Source organism: Bacillus sp. TH25, assembly GCF_016650935.1.
Taxonomy (GTDB): domain Bacteria; phylum Bacillota; class Bacilli; order Bacillales; family Bacillaceae_G; genus Bacillus_A; species Bacillus_A mycoides.
Window position 1 is genome coordinate 311,505 of the sequence record NZ_JAEKEU010000036.1, and the last position, 23,266, is coordinate 334,770.

A 23,266-nucleotide genomic window follows, 5' to 3' on the forward strand; every position below is an offset into this window, starting at 1 on the left:
TCCCCCTTATTTTTTTACTAATTTCATACCCGCGAATGTTAATACGTAAGAAATAAGAAAACTACCTACTATTAAATATAGCGTGTTACTTTGAATAGATAATACCGGTCCAGAAATTCCAGCGAACTCCTTCATAATTTCCTTACTTCCTGAAGCTGTAATATGAATTTTTGCTAATCCATTTACACAAAGCATCATCACAGTATAAACAGCGCTAAACACTGCTATAGTTACGTACATATTTCGCATACGATATTGAGCCAATTTCATTCCAGCCCTAACTAGTAGAATACATGGTAGAAGAATTAATAATCCCCACCAATGTAAATATGAATTAAAATCATCAATATCTTTTATACGATCAGCACTAGCACCATTAGCGATTTCCAGGTCTTTTAAAGACGTACCCTGTATTGATATGCCTGACATATACGATACATGCAGTGGCCCTTTTTCGACTGAATATCTATGCATTTCTCTCTCCATATTTCCCCACTCAATTTCAGTTGGAGAAAGGTGGGCCATATTCCACATGAAAGGTGTTGCTTCTAAAGAAAGTAATACTTTATACGCCTTCTCTGGAAAATCAATTGGACCCATTGATTTTGAACTACTAAATAAAATCGTAATAAGTATAATACCAAATGTAATAAGTAGTCCTTTCAAAACAGTCACTATACTATAATAAATAGACGTTACATACGGGACAAACTGACTAGTAGAAGAAAGCATACGATGTGGTCCTGCTTCAATACTCATACCAATAAAGCTGAATAATAGGCCAAATATAATACCAAACAATAAACTAACAACATGAGAATATACAACATCAATAGTCATCGTTTGATAGAAATAAGAAATAGATGTAGAAGAACTTGCCATAAAGCTTACAATACATAAGAAAATACCGTATATCATGCCAATTACACATGATGTCATGAACTTCTCTCGCCAACTAATTGAAGGTTTTTTTCTTTCAACAAAAAATCCACTTCCACCTAATATAAGTGCCGGAATAGTTAACAAGATGAATAGTGGGATATGAAGAAGGAATGACATCGTGTATGCCCCGCTCCCGCTAATTTCAATACCTATTAAATGACACATTAAAATTAATGGTGCTATACCAATAAATGATTGATTAATGGTAGTCATATTCAACATACCATCCGTATTTCTAACCGCTGTCTCCACTACATCATTTATAGCAGAATCTATTATTAAACTGCCAATGAAGCCTGCAATGAACATACATACAATTGCAAAAGCACCACCGAATAATCCTTTTTTCAGCATACTTCCTGATGCATTTACATGTAATTGCGCTCCTGCATTTGGTAATTTCATGTTCGATTCCTTTTGGACGACTCCTAATAAAGAATCACCGCATTTCTCACAATATGTAGCATATTCTTTACTTTCCTGTCCACATGTTCGGCAATACTTCGAAGATTGCGGGACTAACATAACATGGCTATCTATACTATCCGTACTTGAGCCGTCATGTGTACAATAGTTTACTGCCTCAGGCTGTTCTAAACCGCAAATTTTACAATACATGTTCCTCACTCCTTACTTTGCTTCATACCACATGCTGGACAGAATGTAGCTTCCGTTGCAATTTGTTCACCACATGAAGAACATGCTTCTTTTTCAATATTTTTTGATTGAAGGAGTAACTCATTTTCTTTACCGCACTGCCCGCAAAATTTATCATTTAATGATAATGGACCACCGCAACTACACTGTCCTTTTTGTTCTTGTCTCTGTAAATTAGAAATTTGTCTGCGCGTGTTATAAATAGCAACATCAAGCTCTTGCACTGGTGCTACAATAGCTTTCAACAAATCTACTCGAACTTCATCATCACGAAGTTGCATATATACCGTTTGACCAAGTTCAAGTAAAATTTCAGTTTTTTCTTGTAACTTCTCTTGTGTAATCTTCTTTAATTGCGCCATTTCCTGTGCTACTTGCAACTTCATCTTGCCTTGCTCAATTCCCTCTTGCAACTTATTCATGCCATTACCAAACTTCGATTGTAAATCTGACAAACAAATTCTCTCCTTTTAATTACATAGTAATATACAAAATTAACATTATATATATTACCATGATTTTCTAATTGTGTAATTAGAATTTCATTTTTTCTGTTTTGAGCATTTTTTGTTTATAATGGTAAAGGAAAGAAATCTGTGTACGGAGGAATATTATGCTGCAAGACTCAATTACGAAAGATGAAATTATGATGATTGCGAATGAGTTCGTTCAAGGGCTTGATCCACAGCAAGTTGCTGATCAAGAGCATGTCGCTACAGCTCGGCAACTATATCGTAGTGGTGTTGTCTATAACGTTGACTTTGATGGCTATACGCTATCCGGAACTGTAAATGCTGAAGGCAGTGTATATAGCGTTCACATCCCGATTCGTAATGTCACTGAAAGCTATTGCGATTGCTTCGCGCCAACGCAATGTCAGCATATGCTTGCTGTGTTACTATCTGCAGCTTCTAGTTTTGGGCAAGTAGGAGATGTATTAACTTTATTCAAAAATAATACAAAACCTTCTCTTCCTCCTATTCGAACTGCACGACAAGTATTGCAATCATCAGCTTTTGAAGAAATGGATTATAAAAGTTGGCAAACATACTTTGAAAATGAATATGAATCATTTAAAAAAGAACAAGCGCGGCTCACTTATAAACAAATGTATTTTCTTATGAGTCTTTTTACAGACTTCTATACAAAATTAGAACGGAAAGCTCCGCGCATCGTTGCTATTCATGAATTATTTAAGTTGCACGCGGCACTTTATTGCTTTCAAAAATTATTAGAAGAAATTCAAGAATTTGAAGCAAACAAACTATATTCTTATCACCAACCAGTTAACGTCGTTCGCCTATTCGTTGATAAAGTTGAATCTACCGTTAGGGACCTAAAAACAGAGGCGATTCCAGAAGAATCCAAACCGATTTTAGAAGAAACAGCGCGGCTCATACATGAAGCATTCTTCTCTACCGATGCCTATACACAAGAGCGATTCTTCATTTATCGTCACGTATGGGGTGAACTGTTAAGAACAGAAGAGCAGCTACAAGAAGAAAAAAAACGAATCGATACTAAAATCAATCCACTTTCCAAAGCATTAGCATCTTCTCACCTGCTCTTTTTAAACGGTGAAGATGTATCGGCAATGGAATTACTGGAAAAACAGCCTTCTTCTGTTGTGAGCCTTTACTTCTATTGGTTAGAAGAGTTATTAAGTGCGATGGAGTGGGACCGCGCTAAAGATTGGCTTTCCTTTACTTATAAGCAAGTAAAAGAAACGATAACGGAACAAGAGAATACCGTCTTCATACAAGATATCGTTCGATTATTTGTGATGATGTATGAGACATATGCAACGCATACGAATGAACAAGCGGGATTAGAAATGATTTTACAAGAACTATTACCGTATAGTTTCACAAATTATGAACAATATGTACTTGCGAAGAAACAATACCATGCATGGACGGAACTTCAGCTCTTATATGGATTCGAAGTAATCGAACTTTTGAAAGAACCATTGAAAGATATTGAAAAAGAAGCGCCCGAAGCAGCACTTCCTCTTTATCACCATGCCGCAATGGAAGCAATTGAAGAGCGAAATCGCAAATCATATAAACGTGCCGTTCGTTACTTAAAGAAATTACGTATGCTTTATAAACGACTGAAGCGAACTGATGAATGGGATGCTTTCATTATTCATATCGCTAACTTACATTCACGTCTGCGTGCACTACAAGAGGAATTACGGAGAGGAAAATTAATCGATGATCATACAAACTGAAGTAACAATTAGGCTCCAGCACGTTAGTCAAGGTTGGTTCCTTTGGGGAGAAGATGATAGCGGTACGCTCTTATCCGTAGCAACTTGGAAAAAAAATGCATTCGCATGGCACTCTACTTCTTTCTACGGAACGTTTTTAAAAGAAGCAACGTATGAGGGAAAACAAGGCGTTATGTTAACGAATGCACAGGCATTTGAATACATCGCAAATAAACCGATGAATTCATTTGCAAATATGCAAATGAACGGTCCTATTACGGCACTTACAAAGGACGCAAGTGAATTATGGGACGCTTTCGTCAGCGGCAGCTTCGCACCTGACATGAAGCATTGGTCTCAGCAGCCATCTTGGAAAGTTCAGAATACTTCAATTGAAGATGACATGTTAGCATCTCTTTTCTCTGCCGCTGTGAACGAAAGTATTTTGCAAGATGCTCGCTCAAATGACGGATGGGAAGATGCAAAGAGACTATACGAACATTACGACTTTACGAAAAGGCAATTGGAAGCAGCACTACATGAAGAAGATTGGCTTCGAAAAATTGGTTACATTGAAGATGATCTTCCATTTACAGTCGGCTTAAGACTACAAGAACCGCAAGAAGAACTTGAAATGTGGAAGCTTGAAACAATCGTTACACCAAAACGTGGTGCACATCGCATATATGTATATGAAAGTATCGATTCCTTACCAAAACGATGGCACGATTACGAAGAACGTATCCTTGAAACACAAGAAGGATTCAGTAAGCTCGTACCGTGGCTAAAAGAGGACGACAAGTTCCGAGAAGAACTCTTTGAAACGGAAGCTTGGAATTTCTTAACCGAAGCAAGTAATGAATTACTGGCAGCAGGTATTACAATTTTACTACCATCATGGTGGCAAAATTTAAAAGCAACAAAACCGAGGTTGCGTGTACAGCTGAAGCAAAGTACAGCACAAACACAGTCTTTCTTCGGCATGAATACGCTCGTTAATTTCGACTGGCGCATTTCAACGGACGGAATTGATTTATCAGAAAGCGAATTTTTCGAACTCGTTGAACAAAACAAACGTCTTTTCAATTTAAATGGTCAATGGATGAGACTTGATCCTGCCTTTATTGAAGAAGTAAAAAAACTAATGCACCGTGCCGATAAATATGGACTTGAAATGAAAGATGTGTTGCAGCAACATTTATCTAATACGGCAGAAACAGAAATTGTAGAAGACGATAGTCCGTTTACCGATATTGAAATCGAGCTAGATGGATATTACGAAGAGCTTTTCCAAAAACTTCTACACATTGGAGATATTCCAAAAGTAGATGTACCATCTTCGCTACAAGCAACACTCCGCCCGTATCAACAACACGGTGTTGAGTGGTTGCTATACTTACGAAAGCTTGGATTTGGAGCATTATTAGCCGATGATATGGGACTCGGAAAAAGTATTCAAACGATAACTTACTTACTATACGCTAAAGAAAACAATCTCCAAACAGGTCCTGCATTAATTGTGGCACCAACATCAGTCCTTGGAAATTGGCAAAAAGAATTTGAGCGTTTCGCACCAAGCTTACGTGTTCAGTTACACTATGGAAGTAACCGATCTAAGGATGAGTCATTTAAAGATTTTCTTCAATCAGCAGATGTTATATTAACTTCTTATGCATTAGCTCAGCTTGATGAAGAAGAACTTAGTACGTTATGCTGGGACGCTGTTATTTTAGACGAAGCACAAAATATAAAAAACCCACATACGAAACAATCGAAAGCAGTAAGAAACCTACAAGCAAATCACAAAATTGCTTTGACCGGTACACCGATGGAAAACCGACTTGCTGAGCTTTGGTCTATTTTCGACTTTATCAATCATGGGTATCTCGGAAGCTTAGGACAATTCCAGCGCCGCTTCGTCACACCGATTGAAAAGGACCGCGATGAAGGAAAAATCCAGCAAGTTCAGCGGTTTATCTCGCCATTTTTACTGCGTCGTACGAAGAAAGATCAAACGGTCGCATTAAACTTACCAGATAAACAAGAACAGAAAGCTTATTGTCCACTAACTGGCGAACAAGCTTCCTTATATGAACAACTTGTTCAAGATACATTACAAAATGTAGAAGGATTAAGCGGAATTGAAAGACGCGGATTTATATTACTTATGCTGAACAAGCTAAAACAAATTTGTAATCACCCAGCCCTTTATTTGAAAGAAGAAGAACCACAAAATATCGTCGAGCGCTCTATGAAAACAAAAACGGTAATGGAGCTCATCGAAAATATAAAAGACCAAAATGAAAGTTGCTTAATCTTCACTCAGTACATTGGCATGGGGAACATGCTAAAAAGTATGTTAGAAGAAACATTTGGTCAGCGCGTCCTCTTCTTAAACGGGAGCGTACCGAAGAAAGAGCGTGACAAGATGATTGAGCAGTTCCAAAACGGAACGTATGACATCTTCATCTTATCGTTAAAGGCTGGCGGAACAGGATTAAACTTAACTGCCGCCAACCATGTCATTCACTATGACCGTTGGTGGAATCCAGCTGTAGAAAACCAAGCAACAGACCGTGCTTATCGCATCGGTCAAAAACGCTTCGTTCACGTTCATAAGCTTATTACAACGGGAACACTTGAAGAGAAGATTGATGAAATGTTAGAACGAAAACAATCATTAAACAACGCCGTCATTACAAGCGATAGTTGGATGACCGAACTATCAACCGACGAACTAAAAGAATTACTTGGCGTATAAAGTGAAACTTTAATCAATGGGGTTTTGTTCATCCCCCACTGATTATTAACCTTCACCAATCGAGCTTTTACGGGCAGTTAATGCGGGATAAGGTGGATGTTTCTATTCCCACAAATAGCGGGATAAATGAAAAAGGAGCAAATCTCTAACTGAGATTAGCTCCTTTTTCTATGCCAAAACCAATTGCTTATTATAATTCCTGTTAACCCGCCGCACGTATCAAGCAATGAATCTTGCCACATCGGTGTACGGTCTCCTGTAAACCATTGATGAATTTCATCAAATGTTGCATACCCCGCAACGAAAAGGAGGGCGTATGCAAAGCACCTTTTTCTCGAATAACCCGATCGATGAAAAGCATAATACGTCAATGAACCGAGCATAAAGAACACCATAAAATGAGCACCTTTACGAAGGAAAAACTCAACAAATCCACCTACACCTTTATTTGCGATACTAACAGGTGTACCTCCCCCATAATCGATAGATACCCATGAAAAATGCTCTTTCACAAACTCAACATTTATATATTGCTCAATATCCGAGCGCATATCCTGTTTTTTATATGGCTGTGCTGAAGAATAGAAAATAATCCCCATCCATAGTAATACAGGAATCCAAAATAACCATTTACGATTCATTCTCCCGAAAACCCCTCTCTTAGTCTTTTAAGAGTACCAAAAAAAAGAAAAAATTTCACGCCAAAACATGACATTTACACCTTATTTATAAAGTGAAAGGGGGTGATAAACATGGCAGTTGAAACAATCGTAATGGATTTAACTTTACGCCTTGTATTAAACGGAGGATTAGACAAAAACGGTAAAACAGTTTTTAAGAACAAGCAATTCAAACGTGTAAAAACAAATGCAGATTTAGGAAAAGTACATGAAGTAGCACGTGCTCTTGCTTCACTACAACAATCATCACTTCACGCTGTACAACTTGTAAGCACGTCAGATCTTTCTAATCTATAATTAAAAGGAGGGAATAAAACATGCAAGTACTAGAGTTAGTTTTCGTGAAAGAAGATGGAAAAACAGTTGCCTTTTCTATCGAAAATCCCATCACACCAGTAAATGAACTAGTCGTAAATCAAGTAATGGATACCATTCTTGCTTCATCTGTATTTTCATCAATTAGTGAAAATACTCGTAAAAAAGGGGCACGCCTCGTAGAAAAAACTGTATCTGAAGTTCAGATTACTCCGTAAATCAAAAAGACGAATCTGCATTATTTTGCAGATTCGTCTTTTTTCTTCGGCATTTCAATTGGGATAAAGATGTTTGAAAAACCAACACAAACATACTTATAATTTTCCCCACCTAAATCAAATTCTGTCGTATATGTTGAGAAGAAAATATAATCATTTCGCTTTGTATAATGTTCGATTAATAATCCAACTTGTGGTTCCACATACTTATTTGCCAATTTCTTTCCCGCCGATGCTAAGTCGCCAAGTATACCCTCTTTGTTTTCTTTCTCAACCTCTTCTAGCTTCTTACTCACATCATTACGCTTCATAAATTGTTTTGCTGCCCAATCCGTATATTCTCCCTTACCCGGATTACTGTTTGCTAAATAAACTAAGAGAACAACAGCTAGAGCCATAATAATATACTTTTTCTTCATGCTATATCACCGCCTACTCTTTTCTATTTTCATATATATGTACAAGCGATGCAAATTAGAAAGACTATCATCTATTGATTGTAAACGAACCGTAAAAATTTACAATACGAAACAAAAGATTAATAATAACTTTACATAATTCGTATATAATTATATTCAGAATAACAATTTTTATAAGGGAGGATTTTAGAATCATGGATCATGAAAATGATATTTTTATTTCTAGTTCTACAATGATGCTCGAACCTTGCAAACACCCTTATTACCGGACAAAAATTATCGACAGTAGCGGAAACCCTCTGTACTCTTGCCAAACAGCTATCCAACTCATAAAGAAATCTTGTCTAACACATGTTCATTCTACTTATCAAGGTAGACGTCATGCAGTCCAAATAAACTTTAAGCTCAAACAAAATGTTCCAATTCCGATTAATCACAAAGAATATATTTGCGTTTTCCCAACAGAATCTCCTTCTTCTCCAAGCTGCATTTGGTTGTTCTATAACCATATAGATGAGATAGAGTTTCCCAAAAAAACTAACAAAGCTAACATTCATTTTTTTAACGGAACTACCATAACAATACAAATAGGTTCTCATAAGTTACAGCAACAATTTTTGAAAGCTGGACATGTATTATCCCGAATGAACATAAAAGATTCACTACACTCAAAAAACCTCTTGCCACATTTACTGCCTTAAAATAAGTATAATGGAACGCAATATTTCCCTTGCCTTCCATTCTACTTATTATCCTTATCCCCTTACACTATCCCTCATTTTCTCAAGCGCTTGTCGATATACCCATCTCACTTGATAGTACGTCATCCCCATTTCAGAAGCTATCTCTCCCATATTTTTCCCTGTAAAGAATCGCTCTGAAATGATGTGCCTCTCCCTCTCATCTAACACACTCATAAAGTCCTTCGCTCTCGTTCCCGCATCTTCACACTCAAATCGTTCCTCATACTCGTCCGTGCATACATAGCGCTCTTGCACTACGCATTCTTTCTTCAATCTTTCCAATATATAACCACGTACCGTTACAACCGCATAAGCAGGAAAACTACCTTTCTCCTCCTCATACCTTTCATAAGCATGCCAAAGACCAATTAAACCACATTGATAATACTCTTCATAATCCTGGTAAATATTTAACCTCTTTATTTGATTTACAATCATACCTTCATACAAAACAACCGTATCTGCAAAAGTCGCTGGCTTCACACAGTGCCCGTTTCTAAAAGGTATACCTCTTAAGTATTCCGCGGTATCTCTACAATATAAAATGAGAAAGGAAATTTCATTGTGGGTAATTTCAAATACTGCTAACGGAACTTGAAATTACACTAGGCAGTATTTGAAATTCTGATGGGGGTATTTGAAATAGGGGTAAAAATAAAAAAGATGGCTCTAGGATGAGCCATCTTTTCAAAATAGCATGTTACGCACCAAAGCCAGAGAACATACCGCCTAAAATACTGAATCCAATTGAAAGGATAAAGAATATGGAGATTAAAATTGTTGCTTGTTTTTTACTTAAACCAGCAACGATCTGCAAGCCTAAACCAGTTAAGATCAAGCTCCAAATGTTAAACACTTCAAACGCAGAACCAATACCGTAAGCAACCGTTCCTTGATCAAATAAAGGTGCTAAACTTGTATATTTATCAGTACCATTTCCACCAAGAATAAAACCTAGCACTGCATTCAGAATACCACCAAAATAATAAACAATATTTGCATATAAGTAAATAGATAATATCTTCATATACGGTGTATCATTACTCATGAACATCATAATAACTTTATAAAATCCAGCTACAATAAACAAACCAACAATTGTTCCAAGGAAACCAAAAATCGCTCCCCCTCCAAGAGTAAACCCTTTAACCACACCTGCTGAATCGCCCTTAAGCTCCTTTGCCAACTCCGGAGTATTAACTAGCGCTAAATAAGCCACTACCGCTGCCGTGATTGTCCCAAGTATAACAAACAGGAAAAATGCCCCCCAAACCGGACTTTTCGTTTTCATTCTCTCAAACTGCACACCTGGAGATGTAATCATTCCAAATAATGATGGCTTTTTCGAACCTACATCTTGCGTATTAATATTCGCTTCCATTATAACGCCTCCTTCTATTTATATAACCCGTTCTAACGGGCGGTTCACATCCTCATTTTGAGGCTACGAACCGCCCACTAGAACGGTAATGTGTATTAGAGAGTTTTCTCTCTAATACACTAGTAAATTACTCATAACGAAGTGCTTCAATTGGATCTAATTTCGCAGCTTTGTTTGCTGGAATTAATCCGAAAATAATACCAAGTGTCATAGAGAATAGTACGCCGCCAACGACAACTTCCCAAGAAACGAGTGGTGGCCATTTCGCAAATGTGGAAACAATATATGCCCCGCCATACCCAAGACCAATTCCGATTAAACCACCTAGAAGCGTTAACATAACGGCTTCAATTAAAAACTGTAATAAAATTTTACTACGTGTTGCTCCAAGTGCCTTACGCACCCCAATTTCACGTGTACGCTCTGTTACAGATACGAGCATGATGTTCATTACACCGATACCACCAACGACTAATGAAATACCAGCGATACCACCGATGATCATCGTCATGATATTAGTAACTTTAGAAACATTTTCTTGGAACTCTTTTAAATTCACCAGTTCATATTTACCTGGAATTTCACTTGGCTTACGACTATTTAATACATCAACAGCTTGTTTCCCTGCTGATTCTAAATTGTCTACATTTTTAGATTGAATTGCTATACTTTGAATCTCATCTGTTCCGTATAAAACAGGCCATAAAGTAAGGGGAATTAACGCTTCTTCCATTTCAAAGCCCATAAACTCATTATCAGATGTATACACACCAATAATTTGCATTGGCTGCCCCTTCATCTCAATAATTTGTCCAACTGGGTTTACGTCCTTAAATAACGTCTCTTCTGTTTTTGTACTAATCATCACAACGTTATTTGCATGAGAAATATCTGATTCATTTAAAGTACGTCCCTTTACGACCTTTACTTTATTAACTGCAAAATATTCATTATCAAGACCAATAACATTCAGATTTGCTTTTTTATCATTTACATCAAGCACCTCTGAATTCTGGTTTGTCGTAATAACGTGTGAAACATCTTTCACTTGTTTTACTTCCAAAATATCCTCTTCAGTTAACTTCGGCATTTGAAATCCACCTATAGCAAACTCATCATTAATATCTGGTTTAAATTGAATTGGCATAAGGTTATTACCACCAGAACCTGCGAATTTTGACTTCAGCATCGCTTCTCCGCCTTGCCCAATTGCAACGACGGTAATAATAGAACCAACACCGATAATAATACCGAGCATCGTAAGAGCTGAACGCAGTTTATGAGCTAGGATAGAAGATAGGGCAATTTTTATACTATCTAGTAAACTCATACTGCACACCTTCTATCTTCTGTAATTTTCCCATCTCGCAATACGATGCGACGAGAAGAATAAGCTGCTACCTCTTCTTCATGCGTAACCATAACGATTGTCGTACCTTCTGCATTTAGCTTCGTGAAAATGTCCATAACTTGTGCACCAGACTTCGTATCAAGAGCACCTGTCGGCTCATCGGCCATAATGAACGTTGGATTATTTGCAATCGATCTTGCGATAGCTACACGTTGCTTCTGTCCACCTGATAATTCACTAGGTAAATGGTCTACTCTATCTGATAATCCAACTTTTCCAAGCGCTTCAAGAGCTCTTTGACGACGCTCTGCTTTCTTCACTCCACCGTAGATGAGCGGAAGTTCAACGTTTTCCACTGCGGAAAGACGCGGCAGTAAATTAAAGTGCTGGAACACAAAGCCGATATATTCATTACGAATTAAAGCTAGTTTTGACTCGTCTGCTGTTAAGATATTCACATCATTCAACATATATTCACCTTCTGTTGGACGATCCAAACAACCGATAATATTCATAAGTGTTGATTTACCAGAACCAGACGGTCCCATAATAGAAATGAACTCACCGCTTTGAATTGTTAAACTAATACCATGTAAAATCGGCACTGCCAATTTTCCTTGATAATATGTTTTAGCAATATTATTTAACGTAATCATTTCTCTTTCACTTCCATTCCGTCATACACGTTGTCGGAAGGATTTTTAACCACCTTTTGCCCCACTGTTGCGCCTTCAGTAATCTCTGTCCAATCTCCATCAGTAGAACCTTTTTTCACATTTTGTTTACGAAGCTTTCCTTTGTCTTCGATATAAACAAATGCATCTTCGCCTTTTTCTACAATGCTCTTACTTGGAACAGCAATCATCGTCTTATTCTCTAAATTTACTTGTAGAGAAACGTGATAACCTGGAGATAAACCATCTTGGCTATCAAGACTTGCTTTATATGTATATTGAGACATATTTTGAGTTCCCTCACCAGCAGCTTGAGCCATCTCTGCACTCGTTGGGAATTCACTTACTTCCGTAATCTTACCTGTCCATTTTTTCTTATTATTTGCTTTCGCAGTTACAGTGAACGTTTGATCTTTTTGAATTTGTGACTTTTGAAGCTCTGTTAAAGTCCCTTGAACTTGGAACGGGTCTTTAGAAGCAACTTGTAAAAATGCTTTCCCTTGACCACCTAACGCTTGAGATGAACTTTGTGCCGCATCTTTGTCTAACTTCTGTACAACACCAGTGAAATTACTATAAATCGTAAGTTCTTTCTGTTTTTTACTTAACTCTTCTTTTTGTAACTTCCCTTTTTCTTTCTCAAGATCAGTTGTTTTCTGAGCCATTTCTAACTCACTCACTTGCTCTTCCATTGGGTCTGTTACTTCTTTCCCAGCCCCACTATCTTTTACCTTCTTAATTTCTTTCTTCAATGAATCAATCTTCTTTTTCCCTTGATCGTAACGCATATCAGCCATCTTCTGATCAAGATCAGCTTGCTTCATTTGAAGATTAATTTCTTCATTATCATAAGAGAATAATTTCGTTCCCTTTTCTACCTCTTGTCCTTCTTTCACCGCAATATCTTTCACTTTTCCTTTAGTCGGATCCGCATAAAAACTTTCAATATTCCCTGGCTTCACCTGACCAGAAATTAACTTCGTATTATTAAGCTTACGCTCTGTCACTTTCTCAAAACTTACAGCATCTGTATTAGCCGTACCTTTCTTCTTACCTTGCATAACAAAAATATTAACTGCTGCAACAATAACAATTAGTGCAATAACTCCGATGATAATCCATTTCTTCTTCTTGTTTGGAGTACGAACCGTATTTGGTAACATATTCTCTCTCCTTTTATATCTTAATAGTTTAATAGATATTCAATTGTATAAAACTTTCAGAAAATTGTAACCCCACTTACATTGTTACACTCATTTTACAAAGTTTTACACAATCATTTATATTGTAACAAAAATACCAATGATTAGAAATATGACATTCTATCTTTTAAAATAGTTTTAAGGAAAAGAAAAATCCAATTTAAATTAGTTTTTTTGTATTTAGATGATACATTTTCATCTTACACAACATCAATTTCATTCTCCCTCCTTTACTAAAGAACTTCCTACTAATTTGAATTATTAAACTAAATCCCCCAATTGTATCGCCCTCATTTTTGTCATATATATTTGACATTTTATTTATCCAAGTGTAGAGTGTCATATATATGTGACACTTCGGTACACGAAGCCTACAACTATTAATAGGAGGTTTATATTTGAATAACGTTAAAAACTATCGGAAATCTGAAGGCCTGTCTCAGTTAGAATTAGCTAAAAAAGTTAATGTGGCTAGACAGACAATAAACTTAATTGAAAACAATAAATATAATCCTTCTTTAGCTTTATGTATCGAATTAGCAAAAGCGTTAAAAACAGATTTAAACAGCCTATTTTGGGAGGGAGATTAAATGATGAAAATTGAATGGAAAGAAAAAGTATATAATAATTTTATTGGAACAATTAGTGAAAGAGATGAGTATCAAAAACAAGAAATCAATAAAGAATTAGCTATAGCTGGAATTGGTTTATGGTGGTTAAATATGTTGGTAATGCTTATTATGCTACTCGTCGATACTATGAACCATACAATATCTATAGGTACTATATTTATTTTTCTTATTAATATGATTTATGCTAATTATTTAATCTTTAAATTGAAAAAAAGGGCCTAAATGATACTGAGTGTGCAACAGAAGAAGAGTATTTACAACATAAAAAAAAATTAAGAAAAGCTGGCTTAAAAGCAGGTGTACTTTGGGGCTTCCAAATGTTTGTTTTTATGAATTATATCCTTCCCTATTTAGGTTCAGAAGAAATCTCGGTTTCTTTATTTAATGTTGTGCTTTACTGCTGTGGTGGCGGATTTTTTGGTCTATCCATGTATATAGTCGGTTTATTAAATCTAAAAAAATTATATTAAATAACTAGCCCCTCAGTAACTGAAAGTGCTATTTATTATATAAGCGATTTACACATAAAACTTTAATTTTACATATGGTCGTCCTTTCGATTATTAAAAAAGCGATCCAAAATAATGATTGGATCGCTTTCCCGAATAAACTATTACGCCACTTTAGGACCTTTTCTCTCATGCCCACGTTGCACGATAAATAAGAATACTGTTGATAAAATACCGCCTGCTAATAGTAAGATGAAGCAGCCATCCCAGCCAGAACGATCAACAATAACACCAATTGCTGCGTTTGCTACAAGACTTCCGCCTACATAACCGAACAGACCACACATACCAACTGTCGTACCTACTGCAAATTTCGGTACTAATTCCATCGCACTTAAACCGATTAAGAACTGTGGTACGTAAATTAAACATCCGATAATAGAAACTGCAATACTTACAACAAGTACGCTAGTTGCTTGCCAATATACAACCGTACCAATAACAACTCCGGCCATACTCATAATACATAATGGCATACGTTTTCCTTTAAATAACTTATCACTTAAAAGACCAACGATTAATGAACTTGGAATTGCCATACCTTCAAAAATCGCGTATGCAGCATGCGCTTCTGCTTTTGAAAAACCTTTAACTGTCGTTAAATAAAGCGGAACCCAGTTAATAACACCGAAACGAATTAAGTAAACAAATGCATTCGCAATACATAAATACCAAACGAACTTATTTGTCACTACATATTTCATTAAAATTTCTTTTGGTGACATCTTATTAGCATTATCTGCTTTTTCAAGATTTTCATAGTCATTACGATATTCATCAATTGGAGGAAGACCTTCAGACTCTGGTGTATCCTTCGCATTAATCCAAACAAGAACTGAAATTACCATTGCGATAATCGCTGGGAAAATAAATACTCCGCCCTGCCAATTATTTTCACCGAAAATACCTACACCAATTCCGACAAGGGGCGGCACTAGCATTCCGCCAACGTTATGTGAAATATTCCAAATACCTGTTTTTGTACCACGTTCTTTCTTCGAGAACCATTTCGTCATAACGATACTACAAGGTGGTGCTCCCATACCTTGTACAATACCGTTCAGAACAAGTAATGTAACAATCATCCCAAATGAAGATGCAAAACCGAAACAAATATTTACAAGCCCTGATAAGAATAATCCGACTGCGATAAAGCGCTGGGCGAAAGCTTTATCTGATAAATTCCCCATAAAGAACTTACTAAATCCATAAACAATTGCCATTACTGAACCTAGTAATCCAATTTCAGCTGTACTAAAACCATATTCTTGTACTAAATACGTACTTGATAACGTAAAGTTACTGCGCACTAAATAATAAGCAGCATATCCAACTGAAATTCCAATTAGTACACGAATACGCAGTAATGTATATACTTTAGCGATCATATCCGCTGGTAATCTCTCAATTGCAGGTGCTGGCTTAAGCCATTTAAACATATACTCTCGTCTCCTTTTCTCACTTTTGAGAGAGACGCTGTCTATTCCATATCTCGATTATCCCACTATTTGATATATTTTTGTTCGTCCTTCTAACTGGCTGACCTTCTATCTCTTTCTGATTCTTCGCAAACATCGTTGGTACGCCAAACGAAACTTTTTCTAAAATGTGCCCCGCTTCTTCTGATAAGCAATAATCAATAAATAAATCCGCAATAATACCACTCGGTGCACGTTTTAGTTTTGAAATCGCATTGACAGACAAACCTGTTTGCTCAGGTTCATTACTTACAATAGGAAAGCCTTGTTTCTGAAGCATTCTCTGATCTCCCGCAAAATTGATGCCTATCATATATTCACCGCTCGCAACCAATTCTGCAGGCATATAACCATTCACCGTTACTTCACCAACTTGCCTTGCCAGATTCTTAACATACTCTTTCGCTTCTTCTTCACCTAAAGTATCAATAAGTGATTGAAACAAAGTATATGCTGTTCCGGAAACATTTGGATCAGGCATTGCAATCTTACCCGTATATACCGGATCTAATAAATCTTGCCATCTTGATGGATACGAGAGACCGAGCGGCGCTATTTCTTCATTCCACCGCTCTTTATTAATCGCGATTGCCAGTTTCTCCACTTCATAACCGTACCAATAACCATCTTTATCTTTAACAGTCTTGGAAATACGATTCGCATGCTGGGTCGTAACAGGAATAGAAAGGTTCTTTTGCTTCATCATTTGATGCGCATCTACTGTACCGCCAATAATAATATCCGCCTTCGGATTTCCAGCTTCCTCTTCTACTCTCCGAAGAAGTTCTTCTGTCGATAGACGAATAAATTCATATGTACACCCGCGTTGTTTACAAAATGACGAAAGCAAAGCTTCACCAACTTCCTCGCGGGCCGCTACATACGCAACGAGATGACGATCATCCAAAATAGGGAGACCACTTTTATTATATTTAATAGAGGTTGTATCTCGAGAGCAACTAGACATCGCTCCTCCGATTACTAGCAAAAAGAAGAAAAAGGCTATCTTTCTCATGACACACTCTCCTTTACAAGGAATTCTGCTAGGGAGCCCTTCATATACATGACATTCCCGTTATTATCACCGAGATATTGCACAACAAAGTACGATGGATACACAGAAATAGTTAGAATATCCTCCCGCTCATTCTTTACACGTTTGCCTGTTTTATAGGCAGTAATATAAGCAATCGGCTCATTCTGTGATTGTAATAATTTCTGAATTTCTCCGTAATCTGTAATTTGCTTTGCGTATCGAATAGAATCAAATATTTGCGTAAGATCTATAGTACGTATTACATCCCCTTGCCTCACTACAACTTCCTTTGCCTCCGCAAAGAAATTACTAATGCGCTCTGGTGTATAATACAGACTTAACAAATACGTTTGAAATGCTGAGATCATCGGATCCGTGCCATTCTTTCCGTATACATTAGCCTCGTACTGGAACAAGTCACCTACTGCAAAAGTACGTTTATGTCCATTCAAGTACGTTACTTCTCCAGTAAATACTTGTTCTTGATTCCTCGCTTCTCTCGGCTCTATTCGAATTCGGTCAAAGAATGAAACAATCGTATGCAAACGAACTTCATCCGTTACAACAATTTCTCCCCACTTCTCATGCCTTACTTTCACTTCAGTAGGAAGGGATTCATTCACTCTTTGTAAAACGGCTTGTTTGTCATCCACAATTGTGATTCGATTATATATTTGCTTCTCAATAACATAAAACAAAATAAGAGAAACGATCATACAAAAGACAAACATAAGAATTTGAAATGATAGCCTTTTCATTTCTGCCTACCTCCAAGATAAAAAAACGTTGTTTCGAAAATACCGCATAATTGTTTCATAAATGTATCATTTAACCGCTTTCAAGTTTTTTATGTCTTCCATCCGTCTCGGAAGTAAAAATGTAATGCATATTGTAGTTCCCATTTCTTCACTACTCTCAATTCGCATACTTCCGCCTTGCTTCCTCATAATCTCCTGACAAATGTATAAACCATAGCCATTCCCGTAACTTGAAGGAAGCACCTTACCTTCCGGAGACTCATTCCATTCTGCAAGCACACCTTCATCCATACCAATACCATCATCATGAACAAAAACTTTCGCTTCCTGCTCATTTATAATTACATTCATACGAACTTGCGTAGCATCACTATATTTAATCGCATTATCAAGCACATTCAAGAAAATTTGCTTCGTCTTATCAAAATCCGCAACGACGTGTACTTCTGTTAACTCATTCATAACTTCAATTTCAAACTGCTGCAACCTAAGTTTCACAATCGAAACCGCTTCTTCTGCCAATTCTATAATATTCACGACTGTAGGTGACACTTCAAACGTACTCTTCCCGTACTTTGAAGACTTAAGTAATTCCTCTACAAGTGATAATAGACGCTCACTTTCCACAGACACATAACGGAGGCTCTCCTGCACATCTTCCTTCGATTGTAACTTCGGAATTAAATCTACATAACCGATAATTGCTGTTAGCGGTGTTTTCAGCTCATGCGTAATGCGGTCCAAGAAATCTTTCTGTTTCTCTTTCTCTTCCTTCAGCTGCTTAATATGCAGTTCAATCCCATCAGCCATCGCATTAAAGGACGCTGAAAGCTGCGCAATTTCCACATACTCATTCAGCTCAATCTTACTTTCATAATCTCCATTCGCAAGCCGATATGCCATTTGCCTTAACTGATCAATTGGTTTATGAAGAGACTTCGCCAAACGAATCGCAAAGAAAATACCAGCAGCTACTAAACAAATCGACGTCATTAAAAATGTCCAACTCACATTTGTTAAAACTTCCTTCTCATCCGTTAACTCATTTATAAAACGAATACTCCCAATGACATCGTTTCCATAATAAACCGGACTTGAAAACAAAAGAATTGGAGCTGGTTCTCCCTCCTCGAAAACATAAGATTTCTTTCCCTTCAAAGAACTCTCAATGTCAATATTCCGATGAAGTAACGCTCCTTTTTGTGTATCTGCAACAACATCCCCATTCTTCCCAATCATCTGTACCCGGACATCCATTCGCTTCGCTAAATACGAAGCAATTAAAAGCGAATTAGGACCTAGCGTCTCCACTTCCGCTTCCTTCTCTAAATAATTCATCGTATAAATTTGCGCTTCCACACTTAGCTTTTCTAAGGAATCTGCCGCATTATGATACACATTCTTCTCCAGTACAATATAAACAACCGCATACAAAAGAACAAGAATTGGAATCAACAACCCAACTATTCCAAACACCATATTTCGTTTTAAAGACATATCATCACCTTTTAGCAATCAAGCTTATACCCCACACCATAAATTGTCTTAATATACTCCCCGCTCGCGCCGAGTTTCTTTCGAAGCCTTTGCACCATAATATCAACCGCTCTCGTATTTCCGATATACTCAAACCCCCACACCTTCTCGAGTAACTCATCCCTCATGAATACACGCTGCGGATTCGAAACAAACAACTGACATAAATTAAACTCTCGGTACGTTAACTGAATCTCCTGCCCACTCACATGAAGCTTTCGTTCCTTTGGACAAATAAGTAAATCACCAGCCCCAATCACCTCATGATTTAAAGGAACCTCCTTCTTCTTCACGCGCCGCGCCATATTCTTCACTCGAAGAATAAGCTCCGCATAATTAAAAGGCTTCGTCACATAATCATCAGCTCCAAGCTGAAGACCAAGTAACTTATCATTCATCTGACTCTTCGCTGTCAACATAAGCACCGGAATATCACGCTCCTTCTCCCGAAATAAACGTAACAACTCATACCCATCCGTATCAGGAAGCATCACATCTAAAATAAGTACATCCGGCTGCTCATTCCATCTCTCTAAAGCTTCTCTCCCATCAGCCGCCGTCAATACTTCATATCCTTCCATCTCTAACTGCATCCGAATCAAATTACGAATACTCGATTCATCATCTACTACAAGTATTTTCATCATTCTCCTCCTTCCACCCTGTATTATAGTACAGTTTAGTATAGCAAAAATAAGACAAAAAAAGAGAGGGTATTGTCGAACATATTTTGTCGACAGTACCCTCTCTTTCACTTATTATATTTATTTAGCATATCCATTCGGTTGCTTTTGATGCCAATCCCAAGCATGCTCGATAATTGTCTTCACATTTACATACTCAGGATTCCATCCTAACTTCGCTTTCGCCTTTTGAGAAAAAGCTACTAAGCGTGCTGGATCTCCCGCACGGCGTGGTGCCATCTCAGCTGGAATCTCATGATTCGTAACTTCACGAACTGCATCAACGATTTCTTTTACACTAAAGCCATTACCATTTCCTAAGTTGTAGAAATCACTCTCTCCACCATTTTGCAGGTCTTTAAGTCCTAAGAAATGAGCTGCCACTAAATCTTCAACATGAATATAATCACGGATACAAGTACCATCTGGTGTATTATAATCATCACCGAACATCATAATCTTCTCACGTTGACCTAACGCCACTTGTAAAACAAGCGGAATTAAATGTGTCTCTGGACGGTGATCTTCCCCAATAATACCACTTGGAGTAGCACCAGCCACGTTAAAGTATCTGAAAATCTTATAACGTAAATTAGAAGCTTGGCTATACCAATGAAGCATCTTCTCGATTGCTAGCTTCGTCTCTCCGTATGTATTCGTCGGATTTGTCTTCGTTTCCTCAGTAATAAGATCTACATCTACCTCACCATAAGTCGCCGCAGTAGAAGAGAAAATAAACTTATCTACTTTAAACTCATCCATTACCTCTAGCAAGCAAAGCGCACCATACACATTGTTATTATAATATTGAAGAGGCTTCTCCATACTAACTCCAACTAAAGAATCAGCTGCAAAATGCATAACCGCCTCGATACTTTCTTGTTTAAAAACATCTCTTAAAAATGCTTTATCACGAAGGTCGCCATTATAAAACTTCGCACCTTCCGTAATTGCATCTTCATGACCAGTTTGTAAGTTATCTACTACTACAACAGATAAACCTTCATCCACTAATTTTTTAACAGCGTGAGAACCGATATAGCCAGCTCCGCCGCAGATTAAGATTGAATTCATTGTTTTCCTCCCACATATTTACTAGGATTTCTTAATTATTTTACTAATATAAAAGGTATACGATTGCTCGTATACCCTTTATTACTTAGCTACAAAATAATCCGTTACGTACTGCGCCCAAACTTCATGCCCTTTAGCACTTGGGAAACCGAACTCTGTTTGTAAGTAAGGTAAAATTGCTTTCGTTGCTGCATCAGGCCATGCTGTCCAATGATCAACATATGTATAACCATTTTGCGTCGCAAATTGTTTTAATGCTTCAATCGCTTTCGGATAATTCTTCGCACCATACACTGGGTTTGATGGTTGAATCATAATTGTAGCGCCTTTTGCACTAGTAGAAAGTGCTTGAACAAACTTCTGTGTACTCGCTACAGAATTTCCATTACCAGTTTTTCCGTTATCAGTAATAAATGGTGGTTCAAATAAAATTACATCTGGATTTTCTTTCGCAATCTCTTTATCACGTTTATTCGCGATTAATTCCTCTGTACTTTCACCCTTATATTCCTTTACCGTCACATTCCATAAACCTTTACCGTAAGAAGCCTCTAAATTAGCAGTGAACTTAGCTACCCAAGCATCTTTTTCAGATGAAGAAGCTTCATCACCAACAATAACAAGGTTTACTGCCTTTTTATCCTGAGCAGCTTTCTTTAACTTCTCTTTCACTGCATCTGGCAAGTTCTTTGCGTATGCTTCATTAAAAGATGACTTTGCATCTTGTTTTTTCTCTTCTTTTTTCTCTTCCTTCTTCGCTCCGCTATCTTTCACTTCAGCCTTTGTTTTCGTTACTTCACTTGTCTGTCCCGTTGCATTCGCAATCTTCTTATTCCAATATAGTTTACCGCTCACAACCGAAGCGATAAACAATACAAAAATAAATAGGACAAGTACTGCTTTCTTATTCATCGATTCACCTCATCTATTAATCTCACAATATATAATACTAATATAAACCTATGCAAAAATAAACCCAACTCCTTCCAAAGGAGTTGGGTTCAATACATATTACTTCGTTAATTCAAGATGTGCTCTTAACTTGTTCGTTATATCTTGTTTTGCTGCATCTGGAACATAGTAGTACCAAATACCGTCGGCTGCTTTGTGGCCGTCACCTGGGATTTGGATTTCTTCACTATTTTGCATGCAATCTTTATAGTTCTTTTGAATATCAAACATTTGATCTTGGGTTAAACTTGTTTTTACGTTTTTCTCAATTGCTTTTAATACATCACCGTAACTTGCTAGAGAAGAAACACTTGCACCTTTTTTAATTACTGCTTGGATAACTTGACGTTGGCGCATTTGACGACCGAAATCACCGCGTGGATCTTCGTAACGCATACGTGTATACTTTAATGCGGTTTCACCGTTTAAATGAATATTTCCTTTAGCAAAATGTGATTCCCTTGATGTAAATTCTAAATCATTATTTACATCAACACCGCCAACAGCATCTACAATATCTTTGAATCCAGCCATATTTACTTCAATATAATGATCGACTGGTACATTAAGAAAATTCTCTACTGTCTTTACAGCCATATCAATGCCACCGAAGGCATAGGCATGATTAATCTTATCTTTTTTACCTTTACCTACAATCTCCGTGTAAGAGTCTCGTGGGATACTTGTAATTTTCATAGATTTTGTTTTCTGGTTTAAGGTAAATAACATAAGTGAATCTGACCTACCTGTTCCATTATCTTCCTGATCAACACCCATCAGTAAAATAGATATAGGTTTATTATCCGAAATATCTACTTTCTTATCTCGTTTGTCAGACTTATCACGATCCAAAGGCTTATGCACTGTATTTAATGTATTAGATACATTAGAGTAAACAGTATATGCATATACACCACCAGCAATAATAAGAACGCCAATGATACCTAGAATCCAAAATAGAATCTTTTTCTTCATCGTTTTTCCTTCTTTCAAATAACAAATTCAATAACCTTATATTTAATAGCTATTATTCCACATAAAACTATACAGATTT

General features: G+C 37.0%; 23 protein-coding genes and 1 pseudogene. 7 read left to right on the top strand and 17 right to left on the bottom strand.

Annotation, left to right across the window (positions count from 1 at the left end; translation table 11 throughout):
• Positions 1-6 precede the first annotated feature (6 nt).
• Both JFT89_RS17310 and JFT89_RS17315 read right to left on the bottom strand, forming a co-directional pair.
• Positions 7-1,560: a zinc ribbon domain-containing protein gene (locus tag JFT89_RS17310; RefSeq protein WP_201040393.1), complete on the bottom strand. Its 1,554-nt coding sequence runs from the start codon at positions 1,558-1,560 to the stop codon at positions 7-9.
• A gap of 5 nt (positions 1,561-1,565) precedes the next feature.
• Positions 1,566-2,054, bottom strand: coding sequence for a zinc ribbon domain-containing protein (locus JFT89_RS17315; RefSeq protein ID WP_002016260.1), 489 nt, complete (start codon positions 2,052-2,054; stop codon positions 1,566-1,568).
• A 158-nt stretch (positions 2,055-2,212) separates the two neighbouring features.
• Between JFT89_RS17315 and JFT89_RS17320 the strand changes: the two genes are divergently transcribed.
• Positions 2,213-3,832 (top strand): SWIM zinc finger family protein, encoded by a 1,620-nt coding sequence (locus tag JFT89_RS17320; protein WP_002068435.1) that lies wholly within the window; start codon positions 2,213-2,215, stop codon positions 3,830-3,832.
• Complete coding sequence (locus JFT89_RS17325; RefSeq protein ID WP_002129993.1) at positions 3,816-6,572, top strand: DEAD/DEAH box helicase; 2,757 nt, start codon at positions 3,816-3,818, stop codon at positions 6,570-6,572. Before JFT89_RS17320 ends, JFT89_RS17325 begins: the two co-directional genes overlap by 17 nt.
• Before the next feature lie 155 nt (positions 6,573-6,727).
• Here JFT89_RS17325 and JFT89_RS17330 read toward each other — a convergent pair whose 3' ends face one another.
• The gene (locus JFT89_RS17330; RefSeq protein ID WP_002068432.1) at positions 6,728-7,213 is read right to left on the bottom strand and encodes a VanZ family protein; all 486 of its coding nucleotides are present in this window, start codon (positions 7,211-7,213) and stop codon (positions 6,728-6,730) included.
• Between the two features lie 111 nt (positions 7,214-7,324).
• On the opposite strand from JFT89_RS17330, the gene JFT89_RS17335 reads away from it, so the two are divergent.
• Positions 7,325-7,549 carry a DUF1659 domain-containing protein gene (locus JFT89_RS17335; protein WP_002016256.1) on the top strand — a complete coding sequence of 75 codons (225 nt, stop codon included), beginning with the start codon at positions 7,325-7,327 and terminating at the stop codon, positions 7,547-7,549.
• Between the two features lie 20 nt (positions 7,550-7,569).
• Complete coding sequence (locus JFT89_RS17340; RefSeq protein WP_002068425.1) at positions 7,570-7,785, top strand: DUF2922 domain-containing protein; 216 nt, start codon at positions 7,570-7,572, stop codon at positions 7,783-7,785.
• A 20-nt stretch (positions 7,786-7,805) separates the two neighbouring features.
• Here the strand turns inward: JFT89_RS17340 and JFT89_RS17345 are convergent, their stop codons facing one another.
• A complete protein-coding gene (locus tag JFT89_RS17345) occupies positions 7,806-8,204 on the bottom strand; it encodes a DUF4359 domain-containing protein (RefSeq protein WP_002034805.1) in 399 nt (132 codons plus the stop codon).
• Between the two features lie 194 nt (positions 8,205-8,398).
• On the opposite strand from JFT89_RS17345, the gene JFT89_RS17350 reads away from it, so the two are divergent.
• Entirely contained in the window at positions 8,399-8,905 is a 507-nt protein-coding gene (locus tag JFT89_RS17350; RefSeq protein ID WP_002068423.1) for a competence protein ComK, read from the top strand.
• Between the two features lie 54 nt (positions 8,906-8,959).
• On the opposite strand, the gene JFT89_RS17355 is transcribed toward JFT89_RS17350, so the two are convergent.
• The 5 genes from JFT89_RS17355 to JFT89_RS17375 all read right to left on the bottom strand — a co-directional run bounded on the left by JFT89_RS17355 (position 8,960) and on the right by JFT89_RS17375 (position 13,516).
• Positions 8,960-9,430 (bottom strand): sigma-70 family RNA polymerase sigma factor, encoded by a 471-nt coding sequence (locus JFT89_RS17355; protein WP_002068422.1) that lies wholly within the window; start codon positions 9,428-9,430, stop codon positions 8,960-8,962.
• A gap of 217 nt (positions 9,431-9,647) precedes the next feature.
• Positions 9,648-10,328, bottom strand: a complete 681-nt coding sequence (gene yknW / locus JFT89_RS17360; protein WP_002068421.1) for a YknW family membrane protein — start codon at positions 10,326-10,328, stop codon at positions 9,648-9,650.
• A gap of 127 nt (positions 10,329-10,455) precedes the next feature.
• The gene (locus JFT89_RS17365) at positions 10,456-11,658 is read right to left on the bottom strand and encodes an ABC transporter permease (protein ID WP_016096513.1); all 1,203 of its coding nucleotides are present in this window, start codon (positions 11,656-11,658) and stop codon (positions 10,456-10,458) included.
• Positions 11,655-12,335 (bottom strand): ABC transporter ATP-binding protein, encoded by a 681-nt coding sequence (locus JFT89_RS17370; protein WP_201040394.1) that lies wholly within the window; start codon positions 12,333-12,335, stop codon positions 11,655-11,657. The genes JFT89_RS17365 and JFT89_RS17370 overlap by 4 nt, the downstream gene beginning before the upstream one ends.
• Positions 12,332-13,516 (bottom strand): efflux RND transporter periplasmic adaptor subunit, encoded by a 1,185-nt coding sequence (locus tag JFT89_RS17375; protein WP_098776032.1) that lies wholly within the window; start codon positions 13,514-13,516, stop codon positions 12,332-12,334. The genes JFT89_RS17370 and JFT89_RS17375 overlap by 4 nt, the downstream gene beginning before the upstream one ends.
• A gap of 437 nt (positions 13,517-13,953) precedes the next feature.
• Between JFT89_RS17375 and JFT89_RS17380 the strand changes: the two genes are divergently transcribed.
• Positions 13,954-14,145 (top strand): helix-turn-helix transcriptional regulator, encoded by a 192-nt coding sequence (locus tag JFT89_RS17380; protein ID WP_002089683.1) that lies wholly within the window; start codon positions 13,954-13,956, stop codon positions 14,143-14,145.
• A pseudogene (locus tag JFT89_RS17385) lies at positions 14,146-14,657 on the top strand (DUF3278 domain-containing protein).
• Positions 14,658-14,800: 143 nt separating this feature from the next.
• On the opposite strand, the gene pgtP reads toward JFT89_RS17385, so the two are convergent.
• The 8 genes from pgtP to tagU form a co-directional block, all read right to left on the bottom strand.
• A complete protein-coding gene (pgtP, locus tag JFT89_RS17390) occupies positions 14,801-16,135 on the bottom strand; it encodes an MFS transporter (RefSeq protein ID WP_201040395.1) in 1,335 nt (444 codons plus the stop codon).
• A 19-nt stretch (positions 16,136-16,154) separates the two neighbouring features.
• Entirely contained in the window at positions 16,155-17,189 is a 1,035-nt protein-coding gene (locus tag JFT89_RS17395; RefSeq protein ID WP_201040396.1) for an ABC transporter substrate-binding protein, read from the bottom strand.
• Complete coding sequence (locus JFT89_RS17400) at positions 17,186-17,968, bottom strand: DUF3919 family protein (RefSeq protein ID WP_002089688.1); 783 nt, start codon at positions 17,966-17,968, stop codon at positions 17,186-17,188. Before JFT89_RS17400 ends, JFT89_RS17395 begins: the two co-directional genes overlap by 4 nt.
• 66 nt (positions 17,969-18,034) lie before the next feature.
• Positions 18,035-19,465, bottom strand: a complete 1,431-nt coding sequence (locus JFT89_RS17405) for a HAMP domain-containing sensor histidine kinase (RefSeq protein WP_201040455.1) — start codon at positions 19,463-19,465, stop codon at positions 18,035-18,037.
• Positions 19,466-19,476: 11 nt separating this feature from the next.
• Positions 19,477-20,148 carry a response regulator transcription factor gene (locus tag JFT89_RS17410; RefSeq protein WP_002166430.1) on the bottom strand — a complete coding sequence of 224 codons (672 nt, stop codon included), beginning with the start codon at positions 20,146-20,148 and terminating at the stop codon, positions 19,477-19,479.
• A 120-nt stretch (positions 20,149-20,268) separates the two neighbouring features.
• Complete coding sequence (gene galE, locus JFT89_RS17415) at positions 20,269-21,261, bottom strand: UDP-glucose 4-epimerase GalE (protein ID WP_201040397.1); 993 nt, start codon at positions 21,259-21,261, stop codon at positions 20,269-20,271.
• A gap of 81 nt (positions 21,262-21,342) precedes the next feature.
• Entirely contained in the window at positions 21,343-22,173 is an 831-nt protein-coding gene (locus tag JFT89_RS17420) for an SGNH/GDSL hydrolase family protein (RefSeq protein WP_201040398.1), read from the bottom strand.
• 99 nt (positions 22,174-22,272) lie between these two features.
• On the bottom strand, positions 22,273-23,187 hold the full coding sequence (gene tagU, locus JFT89_RS17425) for a polyisoprenyl-teichoic acid--peptidoglycan teichoic acid transferase TagU (protein ID WP_201040399.1): 915 nt from the start codon (positions 23,185-23,187) through the stop codon (positions 22,273-22,275).
• Positions 23,188-23,266: the final 79 nt, after the last annotated feature.